The organism is Rhodococcus sp. NPDC003348 (assembly GCF_053589375.1).
The window spans coordinates 29,923-44,181 of record NZ_JBSFRT010000033.1 but is presented as its reverse complement, the minus strand read 5'-3'; the positions used below and the strand labels follow the sequence as shown (position 1 = coordinate 44,181).

13 protein-coding genes are annotated in these 14,259 nt (G+C 68.5%); 12 read left to right on the top strand and 1 reads right to left on the bottom strand.

Features of this window, described 5'->3' with window-relative positions; translation table 11 throughout:
- The first annotated feature begins 66 nt into the window (after window positions 1-66).
- The 12 genes from ACWDU4_RS20390 (at window position 67) to secA (ending at window position 13,557) form a co-directional block, all read left to right on the top strand.
- Window positions 67-1,278 (top strand): alkane 1-monooxygenase, encoded by a 1,212-nt coding sequence (locus tag ACWDU4_RS20390; protein ID WP_450115760.1) that lies wholly within the window; start codon window positions 67-69, stop codon window positions 1,276-1,278.
- Between the two features lies 1 nt (window position 1,279).
- Window positions 1,280-1,447, top strand: a complete 168-nt coding sequence (locus tag ACWDU4_RS20385; RefSeq protein WP_450115733.1) for a rubredoxin — start codon at window positions 1,280-1,282, stop codon at window positions 1,445-1,447.
- 13 nt (window positions 1,448-1,460) lie between these two features.
- The gene (locus ACWDU4_RS20380) at window positions 1,461-1,634 is read left to right on the top strand and encodes a rubredoxin (RefSeq protein WP_387474511.1); all 174 of its coding nucleotides are present in this window, start codon (window positions 1,461-1,463) and stop codon (window positions 1,632-1,634) included.
- A gap of 133 nt (window positions 1,635-1,767) precedes the next feature.
- Complete coding sequence (locus tag ACWDU4_RS20375) at window positions 1,768-2,385, top strand: TetR family transcriptional regulator (protein ID WP_450115732.1); 618 nt, start codon at window positions 1,768-1,770, stop codon at window positions 2,383-2,385.
- Between the two features lie 53 nt (window positions 2,386-2,438).
- Complete coding sequence (gene ahcY, locus ACWDU4_RS20370) at window positions 2,439-3,917, top strand: adenosylhomocysteinase (protein WP_450115731.1); 1,479 nt, start codon at window positions 2,439-2,441, stop codon at window positions 3,915-3,917.
- A gap of 170 nt (window positions 3,918-4,087) precedes the next feature.
- On the top strand, window positions 4,088-4,753 hold the full coding sequence (locus ACWDU4_RS20365; protein ID WP_450115730.1) for a dTMP kinase: 666 nt from the start codon (window positions 4,088-4,090) through the stop codon (window positions 4,751-4,753).
- Between the two features lie 4 nt (window positions 4,754-4,757).
- A complete protein-coding gene (gene mtrA / locus ACWDU4_RS20360; RefSeq protein WP_450115729.1) occupies window positions 4,758-5,435 on the top strand; it encodes an MtrAB system response regulator MtrA in 678 nt (225 codons plus the stop codon).
- A 14-nt stretch (window positions 5,436-5,449) separates the two neighbouring features.
- The gene (gene mtrB / locus ACWDU4_RS20355; protein WP_450115759.1) at window positions 5,450-7,168 is read left to right on the top strand and encodes an MtrAB system histidine kinase MtrB; all 1,719 of its coding nucleotides are present in this window, start codon (window positions 5,450-5,452) and stop codon (window positions 7,166-7,168) included.
- Window positions 7,165-8,928, top strand: a complete 1,764-nt coding sequence (lpqB, locus tag ACWDU4_RS20350) for an MtrAB system accessory lipoprotein LpqB (RefSeq protein WP_450115728.1) — start codon at window positions 7,165-7,167, stop codon at window positions 8,926-8,928. The genes mtrB and lpqB overlap by 4 nt, the downstream gene beginning before the upstream one ends.
- Window positions 8,929-8,991: 63 nt before the next feature.
- Window positions 8,992-9,651: a ComF family protein gene (locus ACWDU4_RS20345; protein WP_450115727.1), complete on the top strand. Its 660-nt coding sequence runs from the start codon at window positions 8,992-8,994 to the stop codon at window positions 9,649-9,651.
- Between the two features lie 175 nt (window positions 9,652-9,826).
- Entirely contained in the window at window positions 9,827-10,495 is a 669-nt protein-coding gene (hpf, locus tag ACWDU4_RS20340; RefSeq protein WP_450115726.1) for a ribosome hibernation-promoting factor, HPF/YfiA family, read from the top strand.
- 260 nt (window positions 10,496-10,755) lie between these two features.
- Window positions 10,756-13,557, top strand: a complete 2,802-nt coding sequence (secA, locus tag ACWDU4_RS20335; RefSeq protein WP_450115758.1) for a preprotein translocase subunit SecA — start codon at window positions 10,756-10,758, stop codon at window positions 13,555-13,557.
- 44 nt (window positions 13,558-13,601) lie between these two features.
- Here the strand turns inward: secA and ACWDU4_RS20330 are convergent, their stop codons facing one another.
- Complete coding sequence (locus ACWDU4_RS20330; RefSeq protein WP_450115725.1) at window positions 13,602-14,162, bottom strand: Rv3235 family protein; 561 nt, start codon at window positions 14,160-14,162, stop codon at window positions 13,602-13,604.
- Window positions 14,163-14,259: the final 97 nt, after the last annotated feature.

Genomic DNA, 14,259 nt, shown 5'->3' with positions numbered 1-14,259 from the left:
CATATTGTCCAACGAAAGGTGGTGTGACTCACAGGGTGGCGTGGTGAACGGGAGGAAGTCGTGAGGGTGCAATCCGAAGCGGGGGAGCAGGCCCCCGCGCAGTGGCGGGACAAGAAGCGTCACCTGTGGTTGCTGGGTCTCGTCCCGCCGACCGCCGTCTTCCTGGCGGCCGCGCTGGTGTGGGGTTTCAACGAACTCGGCTGGACGGCGGTGTCCCCGGTCTGGTGGTGGATCGGGCCGATCCTCGTGTACGGGCTGCTGCCGGTGCTCGACATCTTCTTCGGTCCGGACGGACAGAATCCGCCCGAAGAGGTCATGGAGCGGCTCGAGAACGACCGCTACTACCGGTACTGCACCTACGTCTACATCCCCTTCCAGCTCGCCAGCCTGGTGTTCGCCTGCTACCTGTGGACGTCCGAGAACCTGGGCTGGCTCGGCATCGAGGGCGGGCTCGGGCTGGTGTCGAAGATCGGCCTCGCGCTGAGCATCGGCGTGATGGGTGGCATCGGCATCAACACCGCCCACGAACTCGGTCACAAGAAGGACGACCTGGAGCGGTGGCTGTCGAAGATCACTCTCGCGCAGACCTTCTACGGGCACTTCTACATCGAGCACAACCGCGGCCACCACGTGCGGGTGTCCACGCCCGAGGATCCGGCCAGTGCGCGATTCGGCGAGACCTTCTGGGCCTTCCTGCCGCGCAGCGTGTGGGGCAGCCTGCGATCGTCCTGGGAGCTGGAGAAGGCGCGACTGCATCGACTCGGCAAGGGGCCGTGGACGATTCGTAACGACGTGCTCAACGCCTGGCTGATGTCGGTGGCGCTCTGGGGTGGCCTGGTCGCCGGCTTCGGCTGGGAGGTGCTGCCGTTCCTGGTGATTCAGGGCGTGTACGGCTTCTCGCTGCTCGAGACGGTCAACTACCTGGAGCACTACGGACTTCTGCGTCAGAGGACCGCGAGTGGACGCTACGAGCGGTGCACCCCGGAACACAGCTGGAACTCGGACCACATCTGCACCAACATCTTCCTGTACCACCTGCAGCGCCACAGTGACCATCACGCGAATCCCACGCGGCGCTACCAGACGCTGCGCAGCATGGACGGTGCACCGAACCTGCCCAGCGGCTACGCGAGCATGATCACCCTCGCCTACTTTCCGCCCGTCTGGCGGCGCGTCATGGATCATCGTGTGCTCTCCCACTACGACGGTGACATCGCCAGGGTGAACGTCCAGCCGTCCAAGCGCGCGAAGGTTCACGCCCGATACGGGGTGGCGTGAGATGGCCGCCTACGTGTGTCCCGTCTGCGACTACGTCTACGACGAGGTGAAAGGTGCTGCGCGGGAGGGGTTCCCGGCGGGAACGGTTTGGGGCGACGTGCCTGACGACTGGTGCTGCCCCGACTGTGGTGTACGCGAGAAGATCGACTTCGAGAGGAAGACGTCGTGAAGGGGAAGCTGCCATGAAGCTGTACCGCTGCGTCCAGTGCGGATTCGAGTACGACGAGGAACTGGGCTGGCCCGAGGACGGCATCGCGCCCGGCACCCGGTGGGAGGACATTCCCGACGACTGGAGCTGCCCCGACTGCGGCGCGGCCAAGGCCGACTTCTACATGGAGGAGGTCGCCCGGCCGTGAGTGTCCCGGCGTCGGTGCGGAACACCCGGCCGGGGGCCGGATCCGCCCGGATCCGGCCGAGGTGGCTGTGGCGCCCGTCACGGCCGGGTGCGCCTCGTTGACGCGCCACCGGCCGAATGCCACCCTCGCCACCATGGCGCCGTCGTCCCGAATCCCGTACCAGCAGGCCACCCGCACCCTCCTGCGGGAATCGGTGCTCGGGTCGATGCGGGAGCTGCTCACCGCGAAGGACTGGCCGGAGATCACCATGACCGACGTCGCCGCGGCGGCGGGGGTGAGCCGGCAGACGCTCTACAACGAGTTCAAGTCCCGTCAGGGCCTCGCCGCGGCCTATGCACTCGCGCTCGCCGACACCTTCGTCGGCGCCGTAGACGACGCCGTGTACTCGAACGTCGGCCGGCCCCGTGAGGCACTGATCATGGGCTTCACGAACTTCTTCCGGCAGTCCGCAGCCGACCCGCTGGTGCGGTCACTGCTCACCGGAGAGGCCAAGCCGGACCTGCTCCGCCTGATCACCACCGACAGCGCGCCGTTGATCGATCGCGCCGCCACACGGCTCGCGGAGACCTTCCGGCGCAGCTGGGTGCAGGCGTCGGAGGCGGACGCGGCGATCCTCGGGCGGGGGATCGCGCGGCTGGCGATCAGCTACATCTCGATGCCACCGGAATCGGACCGCGACGTCGCCGACGAGCTGGCCCGGGTGTTCACGCCGTTCGTCGAGGCGATCATGCCTGCCTCGCAGTACCAGTAGTCCGGCACCTACCGATAGCCTCTATCGGAGATATTGCCAACCAGGAGAGGCAGATGACGACCAGCGTGTCTGAGAACAAGCTCGTGGCGGACAGCCGCAACGGTATCGACTTCAAGGTGGCGGACCTCTCGCTCGCCGAGTTCGGCCGCAAGGAGATCCGCCTCGCGGAGCACGAGATGCCGGGCCTGATGGCGCTGCGCCGCGAGTACGCCGAGGTTCTCCCGCTCAAGGGCGCCCGGATCTCCGGGTCGCTGCACATGACCATCCAGACCGCCGTCCTGATCGAGACCCTCACCGCGCTCGGCGCCGAGGTGCGCTGGGCGTCGTGCAACATCTTCTCCACCCAGGACCACGCGGCCGCGGCGATCGTCGTCGGCCCGCACGGCACGCCGGAGGAGCCCAAGGGCACCCCGGTCTTCGCGTGGAAGGGCGAGACCCTCGAGGAGTACTGGTGGGCGGCCGAGCAGATGCTCACGTGGCCGGGCGAGCCCGCGAACATGATCCTCGACGACGGCGGCGACGCCACCATGCTCGTGCTCAAGGGTGCGCAGTTCGAGAAGGCAGGCGTTGTCCCGCCGACCGACGACGAGCACGACTCCGACGAGTACAAGGTGTTCCTCGCGCTGCTGCGCAAGTCCCTCGAGGCCGACAAGTCGAAGTGGACCGCGATCGCGGAGTCCGTGAAGGGCGTCACCGAGGAGACCACCACCGGCGTGCTGCGCCTGTACCAGGTCGCCGCGGCCGGTGAGCTGTCGTTCCCCGCCATCAACGTCAACGACTCGGTCACCAAGAGCAAGTTCGACAACAAGTACGGCACCCGGCACTCGCTGCTCGACGGCATCAACCGCGGTACCGACGTGCTGATCGGCGGCAAGAAGGCGCTGATCTGCGGCTACGGTGACGTCGGTAAGGGCTGTGCCGAGTCGCTCGCCGGTCAGGGTGCGCGCGTGCAGGTCACGGAGATCGACCCGATCAACGCCCTGCAGGCGTTGATGGACGGCTTCGACGTCGTCACCGTCGAGGAGGCGATCGGCAACGCCGACATCGTCATCACCTCGACGGGCAACAAGGACATCATCCTGCTCGACCACATGAAGGCGATGAAGGACCAGGCGATCCTGGGCAACATCGGTCACTTCGACAACGAGATCGACATGGCCGGCCTGGAGCGTTCGGGCGCGACGCGGCTGAACATCAAGCCGCAGGTCGACCAGTGGACCTTCGAGTCCGGCAAGTCGATCATCGTGCTGTCCGAGGGTCGGCTGCTGAACCTCGGCAACGCCACCGGCCACCCGTCGTTCGTGATGAGCAACAGCTTCTCGAACCAGGTCATCGCCCAGATCGAGCTGTGGACCAAGCCGGACGAGTACGACAACGAGGTGTACCGCCTGCCCAAGCACCTCGACGAGAAGGTCGCGCGGATCCACGTCGAGGCGCTCGGCGGCTCGATCACCAAGCTGACCAAGGATCAGGCCGAGTACATCGGCGTCGACGTCGAGGGCCCGTACAAGCCCGAGCACTACCGGTACTAGCGGCTCCGCCGCCTGTACCGAGGGGCGGCTCCGCTGCGCTTCGCGCCTGCGCGGAGGGGCGGCTCCGCTGCGCTTCGCGCCTGGCGCCCGGTGAGTGAGTTTCACCCCGACCGGGTCCCCTCCGGGGGAGAAATTCACTCACCGGCGCGGCAGCGCATATTGTGGCGATCGTGGGAATCCTGATCGCTTTGGAAGGGCTCGACGGTGCCGGGAAGCGGACGCTGTCGAATGCCCTCGTTGCCGCGTGGCGAGCGGACGGTTGCACGGTCGCCACGCTGGCCTTTCCTCGCTACGGCGTCTCCGCCTGCGCCGACCTCGGCGCCGAGGCTCTGCACGGCGGCCACGGGGACACCGCCGAGAGCGTCAACGCGATGGCGTTGCTGTGGGCGCTCGACCGCCGCGAGGCCGCCGACGAACTGCGGGAACTGATCGCCACCCACGACATCGTGCTGCTCGACCGCTACGTCGCGTCGAACGCTGCCTACACGGCGGCCCGCAAACACCAGGGCGCCGACGGTCCCGAGGTCGCCTGGATCGAGGAACTCGAGTTCGGTCGCTTCGGGCTACCCCGGCCGGACCGGCAGGTGCTGCTGAGGGTTCCCGTCGAGCTGGCCGCCCAGCGTGCGAAGGATCGCGCCGGAGTCGAGGCGGACCGGAAGCGTGACGCCTACGAGCGCGACGGGGGGCTGCAGGCCCGCACGGGGGAGGTGTACGACGGGCTCGCCGCGCGCGGTTGGATCGCGCCGTGGACGGTCGTCGGCCCCGACGTCGATCCCACACAACTCGCCGCCGATGTCACTAATCAGTGTCACGCGGCGTCCGGAGTGACACGATAGAGACATGAAGCCACGCATTCTGGTTGTCGACGACGACACGGCGCTCGCCGAGATGCTCACCATCGTGCTGCGGGGGGAGGGATTCGAGCCCTTCGTGGTGGGTGACGGAACCCAGGCGCTGACCGCGGTGCGGGAGATCCGTCCGGACCTGGTGTTGCTCGACCTGATGCTGCCCGGGATGAACGGCATCGACGTCTGCCGGGTGCTGCGCGCCGACTCCGGGGTGCCGATCGTGATGTTGACCGCGAAGACCGACACCGTCGACGTGGTGCTCGGACTCGAGTCCGGTGCCGACGACTACGTGATGAAGCCCTTCAAACCGAAGGAACTCGTCGCGCGGGTGCGCGCCCGCCTGCGCCGCACCGAGGAGGAGCCGGCGGAACTGCTGTCGATCGCCGACATCGACATCGACGTTCCCGCGCACAAGGTGACCCGGGACGGGCAGCTGATCGCACTGACCCCGCTCGAGTTCGACCTGCTGGTGGCCCTGGCCCGCAAGCCGCGGCAGGTGTTCACCCGTGAGGTGCTGCTCGAACAGGTGTGGGGCTACCGGCATGCGGCCGACACCCGCCTGGTCAACGTGCACGTGCAGCGACTGCGCGCGAAGGTGGAGCGAGACCCGGAGAATCCGCAGGTGGTACTCACGGTCAGGGGGGTCGGCTACAAGGCCGGACCGCCGTGATCCGTTCCACCCGTATGCGCCGGCGGATCAACGGAACCTTCACACCGCTGCTCCGCCGGTTCCGAAATCTGAGTCGATCTCTCGCGCACCTGTGGCGTCGTTCGCTGCAGCTGCGAGTCGTCGTCTCCACGCTGACCCTGTCGCTGGTCGTCATCACCATCCTCGGTGTCGTCCTGACGAGTCAGATCACCGATCGTCTGCTGGAGGCGAAGATCTCCGCGGCCACCGAGGAGATGGACCGTGCCCGTGGCGCGGTGCAGAGTTACCTCGCCGGCACGGACGAGACGACGGCGGTGGGCACCCGGTTGGAGGGTGCGCGCGCGTCGCTGACGAACCGCAACGTGGACGCCGGTCCGGCGTCGGGTGCGGCGGGTACGTTCGACCCGGTGCTGATCGCCAACACCGAGCCGGTGGCCGCGGAACCCACGGCGGGACCGTTCGACCAGATCCCGCGGAACCTGCGCGAGTTCGTGCACAACGGGCAGATCAGCTACCAGTTCTCGACGGTGAACGATCCCGACGGCTACTCCGGGCCCGCTCTCATCGTCGGCAGCCCGGTGGTCACCGACATCCCCGACCTCGAGCTGTACCTGGTGTTCCCCCTGGCCGGCGAGGACCGCAGCCTGTCGCTGATGCGCAGCACCCTGCTGATCGGCGGCGCGGTGCTGTTGGTGTTGCTGGCCGCGATCTCGTTGATCGTCGCGCGGCAGGTGGTGCTCCCGATCCGGTCCGCGTCCCGGATCGCCGAACGGTTCGCGGAGGGCAAGCTGCGCGAACGCATGCCCGTGCGAGGCGAGGACGACATGGCCCGGCTCGCGATGTGGTTCAACGACATGGCCGAATCGCTGTCGAAGCAGATCGCCCAGCTCGAGGAGTTCGGCAACCTGCAGAAGCGGTTCACCTCCGACGTCAGCCACGAGCTGCGCACCCCGCTGACCACCGTCCGGATGGCGGCCGACCTGATCCACGACGGCAGCGCCGACCTCGACCCCGCGCTGCGGCGGTCGTCGGAACTGCTGGTTGCGGAGCTCGACCGGTTCGAGTCGCTGCTGAACGACCTCCTGGAGATCAGCCGGCACGACGCCGGCGTCGCCGAGCTCGCCGCCGAGAGGCTGGACCTGCGGATGAGTGCCCGTGCGGCGGTGTCCACGATCCGGCACCTCGCCCGGGAAACCGGCACCGAACTGATCCTCGACCTGCCGGAGGAACCGGTGTTCGCGACCGTCGACCCGCGGCGGGTCGAGCGGATCCTGCGTAACCTGCTCGCGAACGCGATCGACCACGGCGAGGGCAAACCGGTGCTGCTGCGGTTGCGCGCCGACGACGATGCGGCCGCCTTCATCGTGCGCGACCAGGGCATCGGCCTGCATCCGGGGGAGGAGAAGCTGGTGTTCAACCGGTTCTGGCGATCCGATCCGTCGCGGGTGCGCCGGTCCGGCGGCACCGGTCTGGGGCTGGCGATCAGCGTCGAGGATGCCCGACTGCACGACGGCAGGCTCGAAGCGTGGGGTGAGCCCGGCGTCGGAGCCTGCTTCCGGTTGACCTTGCCGCTGGTGCGGGGGCACAAGGTGACCAGCAGTCCGCTGCCGCTGCGCCCGCCGACGATCAAGCGCGTCCAGGGCCGGGCCCCCGGCGAGCACCCGGAGCCGCCCGTCGCCGACGGAGCGAAGAGCGAGCCGCTCGATCCCGACGAGACGAGCAGCATTCCGGTTCTGCGGGAGCGACGGACATGAGGCGGCGGTACGGAGTGTGTGCAGCGGCGGGAGCGGTCGCCGTACTGCTCGGCGGCTGCGCCAGCCTGCCGGATTCGTCCACTCCGCAGGCGATCGGCACGATCGCACAGGAACCGGCGAACCCGACGGTGCCCGCACCGATCCCCGGGCGAGATCCGAACCTGCTGCTGCGGGACTTCTTCGCGGCCAGCACCGATCCGACCGACGAGCACGCCGCGGCACGGCAGTTCATGACCGCCGGCGCCGCCGCAGCGTGGGACGACACCGCCAGTACGTCGATCGTCGACAAGGTCGACGTGCTCGAGGAATCGCGGTCCGGCGACAAGGCCAACTACACGATCCGGGCGAACCGGGTTGGGCAACTCGACCCGGAGGGCGTCTATCAGGCGGTGGACGGGACGTACGAGGCCACGATCCGGCTGGTCCTGGACGCCGGTGAATGGCGGATCAACGAACTGCCCCCGGGTGTCACCCTCGACCGCCCGCAGTTCCTCAAGACCTATCAGCGCAAGTCGCTCTACTTCCTGGACCCGACCGGGTCGACCGCCGTCCCGGACCTTCGGTGGATCACGTCGACTCCGCAGGACCTGGCCGACACCCTGATCGAAATGCTGATCGCCGGGCCGAAGCCCACGCTGAAGGGAGCGGTGTCGAACCAGCTCGACGAGGTTCGGCTGAAGGAACCGGTCACGAAGGCGGACGGGCGCAGCGCGGGCGTCGGTGTCGGGTTCGGTGGCCTGCGGATCGAGTTCGAGGGCACCGACGCGCTGGACGTGGTCAGTCGGGACCGGATGGCCGCCCAGGTGGTGTGGACGCTGGCGAACGCCGAGATCCCGGGACCGTACGTTCTGATGGGCGACGGGAAGCCACTCGACGACCGACTGCCGAACGGGTGGACGACGGCGGACGTGTCCTCGACGAATCCGGCGGCTTCGGCTGCGGACACGGTCGGGCTGCACGCCCTGCGTGACGGTTCGCTGGTCCGGGTCTCCGACTCCGGCGTCGAATCCATCCCGGGCTACTTCGGGACCAGTCCGGGCCTGCGGTCGATCGCGGTGTCCCGGGACGGCGACTCCGCGGCCGCGGTCGCCGCACCCCTGCGCCCGGCGCCGGACCAGCTCTCGGCACTGATGATCGGACCGATCGACGGGCTCGCGACCTCCGTCCTCGAAGGTGCGACCCTCACGCGGCCGACGTGGGCGTTCGAGGACTCGGCGGTGTGGACGGTCGTGGACGGGTCGAAGGTGGTGCGTGTGTCGCGTGCGCCGTCGGGGGAGATGTCCGCGCAGCCGGTGGACACCGCCGACATCGCCGCTCTCGGCACCACGATCACCGAGTTGCGGCTCTCCCGGGACGGGGTCCGGGCCGCGGCGATCATCGACGGCAAGGTGTTCATGCTGACGGTCGTGCCCAGGGAGGACGGCAGCTACCGCCTGTCCTCGGGGGTGCCGATCGCGGTCGGGCTCGGGAGCCCGGCGGTGGCGCTGGACTGGTCCAGCAGTGACGCGGTCGTGGTGGCACGGGCGGCGTCGGACATCCCGGTCGTCACCGTCGCTGTCGACGGCTCCCGGATGGACGCGCTGCCGAGCCGCAACCTCACCCCGCCGGTGACGGCGGTGGACGCGAGTCCGACGACGACGTTCGTCGCGGACACGCGGGCGGTCTTCCAGCTGAACAGCACCGACCCGACCGGCGACCGCTACTGGCGCGAGGTGCCCGGCCTGACCGGGGTGAAGGCCGTCCCGGTGCTGCCCGGCTGACCGGAGGCCGTCCGCCGGGCAGCGACGGCGCCGCGTGTCGGTGGTCCCGCGCACACTGCCGGTATGCGTGCGTTGCTGGATCTGGTCCTGCCCCGCGAATGCGGCGGCTGCGGTGCGGCAGGCACCCTGTGGTGTCCGCGATGTTCGACGCTGCTGTCGGGTGAGCCGGTTGCGGTGACGCCCCGGGTGGATCCGGGGGTTCCGGTGTGGGCGCTCGGGTCGCACAGCGGGCCCCGCCGGGCAGCGGTGATCGCCGCGAAGGAGCGCGGCCGGCGCGACCTCGCGCGGCCACTCGGTGCGGGACTGGCGGCCGCGGTCCGGCGCCTGCGTGCGTGCGGCGAGATCGACCCTCCCGAATTGGCGAGTCTGGTGCTGGTTCCGGCGCCAAGTCGGCCGCGTGCGGCGCGTGCTCGCGGTGGTGATCCTGTGCACGCGGCGGCACGGGCGGCGGCCGCCGCCCTGGCGCCCGAAGCGGTGCGTGTCGATCGGTCCCTGAAATTCTCTGCGGGAGTCAGGGATTCGGTGGGTCTGTCGGCGCGGGAGCGGGTGGAGAACCTCGCAGGGCGCATCCGCGTGGCCCCGACACCGGCGATCGGGAGGTCTGATTGCGTGCTGCTGATCGACGACGTCCTCACCACCGGAGCGACCGCGGCCGAGTCGGTTCGCGCGCTGACGGCAGGGGGCGTGCGGGTCGATGCGGCCCTTGTGATCACCGCCGCATGACGCGTTCGGCGCCAATGCTGGCACTCGGGTCGAACTCGTACTACCGTCGCCAACACAGCCGACGAAACGGGTGGGAGGTGATAGTTCCAGACCCTGACGCCGGGCGGTCCCCTTCCCGGCGTAGCTCATCCGCCGCAGGTCAATTTCTTGGCTCGGCCGTATTCGGGAGGTACGCGTGACGACCCCTTCGACAGCATCTGTCTTCGTTCAGGACGCTGCAGAATCCACCGGGCAATCCGAAGCCCCACGCTCCGAGATCGTGGTCAAGGGCCGCAATGTCGAGGTCCCGGACCATTTCCGGGTCTACGTATCCGAGAAGCTCGCTCGCCTCGAGCGCTTCGATCCGACGATCTACCACTTCGACGTCGAACTCCAACACGAACGCAATCGCCGGCAGGCCAAGAACTGCCAGCGGGTGGAAATCACGGCGCGCGGCAAGGGCCCCGTCGTTCGAGCGGAAGCCGCCGCCGACAGTTTCTACGCCGCCTTCGAGAGCGTGACCTCCAAGCTGGAGGCCAGGTTGCGTCGCACAAAGGATCGTCGTCGCGTCCATTACGGCGACAAGACGCCGGTGTCGGTCGCAGAGGCGACAGCGACGCTGGCCGAGGACGACTCCCTCGGGATCTCGCCCGATCTGTCCCTCGAGCCCGAGCAGCCGGAGGGTCCGGGACAGATAGTCCGCACGAAGGTGCACTCCGCGGCGCCGATGACCGTCGACGACGCCCTGTACGAGATGGAACTGGTCGGACACGACTTCTTCCTGTTCCACGACAAGGAGACGGACCGACCGTCCGTCGTCTACCGGCGACACGCCTTCGACTACGGACTGATCCGGCTCGCCTGAATCGGCGCACTCGGCAACATTCGGGCAACAAAATGGCCCGGGAGATGCCGGGGAAGCCTGAGTAACAGACAAGAATGAGCGGTCGATCGACTCGATCAGCCGCCACAGCGCCTACCATGGGATCCGGTCGAGGGGTTCACTCCACTCGACCGGATCCTGCTGTGACGGCAGGATCGCCACCTGCCCGCCGAGACCCTAGGACGTTCAAGCCCGTGCCCTCGCTGTCACTGTCCAAGCTGCTCCGTGTTGGTGAAGGTCGCATGGTCAAGCGGCTCAAGCACATCGCCGAGCACGTCGATACCCTCTCGCCCGACTACGAGGCCCTGTCCGACCAGCAGTTGCGGGACAAGACCGCCGAGTTCAGGGACCGGTACGCGAAGGGGGAGTCGCTCGACGACCTGCTGCCGGAGGCGTTCGCGACCGCTCGGGAGGCGTCCTCGCGGGTGCTCGGCCAGAAGCACTACATCGTGCAGATCATGGGCGGTGCGGCCCTGCACTTCGGCAACGTGGCGGAGATGAAGACCGGTGAGGGCAAGACCCTGACCTGCGTGCTCCCCGCCTACCTCAACGCCATCGCGGGCAACGGCGTGCACGTCGTCACCGTCAACGACTACCTGGCCAAGCGTGACTCCGAGTGGATGGGCCGTGTGCACCGCTCCCTCGGTCTCGAGACCAACGTGATCCTGTCCGGGATGACCCCGGCGCAGCGACGTGACGCCTATGCCGCGGACATCACCTACGGCACCAACAACGAGTTCGGGTTCGACTACCTGCGTGACAACATGACGCACACCCTCGACGACCTGGTGCAGCGCGGGCACAGCTTCGCCATCGTCGACGAGGTCGACTCGATCCTCATCGACGAGGCGCGGACCCCGCTGATCATCTCGGGCCCGGCGGACGCCTCCAGCAAGTGGTACGGCGAGTTCGCGCGCATCGTGCCGCTGCTCAAGCGGGACGTCCACTACGAGGTCGACATCAAGAAGCGGACCGTCGGCGTGCACGAGGCGGGCGTCGAGTTCGTCGAGGACCAGCTGGGCATCGACAACCTCTACGAGGCCGCCAACTCGCCGCTGGTCAGCTACCTGAACAACGCGATCAAGGCCAAGGAGCTCTACCAGCGGGACAAGGACTACATCGTCCGCGACGGCGAGGTCATCATCGTCGACGAGTTCACCGGTCGCATCCTTGTCGGCCGGCGCTACAACGAGGGCATGCACCAGGCGATCGAGGCCAAGGAGAAGGTCGAGATCAAGGCCGAGAACCAGACCCTCGCCACGATCACGCTGCAGAACTATTTCCGGCTCTACGACAAGCTGTCCGGCATGACCGGTACCGCCGAGACGGAGGCGGCCGAGCTGCACCAAACCTACGAGCTCGGCGTCATCCCGATCCCGACGAACAAGCCGATGATCCGCGTCGATCAGGGCGACCTGATCTACAAGACGGAGGAGGCGAAGTTCGACGCCGTCGTCGACGACGTCGCCGAGCGGCACGCCAATGGGCAGCCGGTGCTGATCGGCACCACCAGCGTCGAGCGCTCCGAGTACCTGTCGAAGCAGTTCACCAAGCGCGGGATCGCGCACAACGTGCTCAACGCGAAGTTCCACGAGAAGGAAGCACAGATCGTCGCGGAGGCCGGCCGGACCGGTGCGGTCACCGTCGCCACCAACATGGCGGGCCGTGGCACCGACGTCGTCCTCGGTGGCAACCCGGACATCATCGCCGACGTGCTGCTGCGCAAGCAGGGCCTGGACCCGGTCGAGACGCCGGACGAGTACGAGGCGGCCTGGGACGACGCGCTCGCGCAGGTGCAGGCACAGGTCAAGGCGGACGCAGACCAGGTTCGGGAGGCCGGCGGACTGTACGTGCTCGGCACCGAGCGGCACGAGTCGCGCCGCATCGACAACCAGTTGCGCGGTCGCTCCGGCCGTCAGGGCGATCCGGGTGAATCGCGTTTCTACCTCTCGCTCGGTGACGAGTTGATGCGCCGGTTCAACGGTGCGGCGCTCGAGTCGATCATGACCCGGCTCAACCTGCCGGACGACGTGCCGATCGAGGCGAAGATGGTCTCGAAGGCGATCAAGAGCGCGCAGACGCAGGTTGAGCAGCAGAACTTCGAGATCCGCAAGAACGTCCTCAAGTACGACGAGGTGATGAACCAGCAGCGCACGGTCATCTACGACGAGCGTCGCCGGATCCTCGCGGGCGAGGACATGGAGGGCCAGGTCGAAAAGATGATCACCGACGTGGTCACCGCCTACGTGGACGGCGCCACCTCCGAGGGCTACGTCGAGGACTGGGATCTCGACCAGCTGTGGACCGCACTGAAGACGCTGTACCCGGTCGGCATCGATCACCATGCGCTCACCGGCGAGACCGAGGACGGCGAGCGGGGCGACCTGTCCCGCGACGAGCTGCGTGACGCGCTGCTCGCCGACGTCCGTTCCGCCTACGCACAGCGGGAGCAGCAGATCGACGCGATCGCCGGCGAGAACGGCATGCGTGAACTCGAGCGCCGGGTGCTGCTGTCCGTCCTCGACCGCAAGTGGCGTGAACACCTCTACGAGATGGACTACCTCAAGGAGGGCATCGGCCTGCGGGCGATGGCGCAGCGTGACCCGCTCGTCGAGTACCAGCGGGAGGGCTACGACATGTTCACCGCGATGCTCGAGGGTCTGAAGGAGGAGTCGGTCGGCTTCCTGTTCAACCTGCAGGTCGAGGCCGCTCCGGCGCCGCAGCAGTCGGGGTGGACCACCGCTGCCGCCGCCGCGCGCAGCGAGGTCGCCGCGGCGCAGACCGCGACCGCGACCGCACCGGCCGAGCAGACCGCGCGGGCCGAGCAGGCGGCGCCTCAGCCTGCCGCGCCCGCCGCGCTGCGGGCGAAGGGTCTCGACGAGCAGAACGAGAGCCCGCTGACCTTCTCGGGCCCGGCCGAGGACGGCACCGCGGCGGTGCGGACCAGTGGCGGCTCCGCCGCGTCCACCGTCGGCCCCACCCGACGGGAACGCAGGCAGGCCGAGCGGGACGGCAAGAAGTCGCGGCCGAAGAAGAATCGCTGACCAAACCTCGGCCCGACGTCACGCCCGGTGCCGTCGGGCCGGTGTCAGCCCACCTGTAGTGCTGTGAACACCCAGCCGCCCCCGGCTTCCTCGGAATGCCGGCGGGCGGCTGGTGTGCGTTCGAGGCGACCCGCGATCGCGAAGGTGCGTTCGCCGCGGGCGTAGCTGCCGAACACCTCGGCACGGTCGGGTCCACCGGGGTGCAGGTGCACCCGTCTCAGTCGGGCCGCGCCCAGCCGGCGCCCCGGTGCGCCGGCACGGGTCAGTGCGGTCACGAGGTCGAACGGTGTGGATGCCAGGAGTGGTCGCAGTGCCGACGCTTGGCGGCGGTGGTCGAGTACCTCGAGGATCATCCGCAGGGTGACCTCGGCGAATCGTCGGCACTCGAGGTCCGGGCGGTCCGCCCCGGTCGCGGCCGGGCGGTCCGGGCCGACGCAGGCACCGGCGGGATCGCCGGTGGTGCGGTGCCCCGTGCGGGCAGTGTGCGGGACGCGACGAGGTGCGTGCAGGTCCGGTCGTCGCGCGCACTGCGCCTGCGGTCGGGTTGCCGGTTCGGGCGCGGTCGGCGGTTCCGCGTGGGGTGCGGCGGTGACATAGGTCCTCATGCGTGCTCTCCTCTTCGCGCCTGATCCGATGTGCCGGGGCGCGCTCGACGGGTGCGCCACAGGCGCGGGAGTGGGTCGAGCCCGGGGAGAGTCCGGG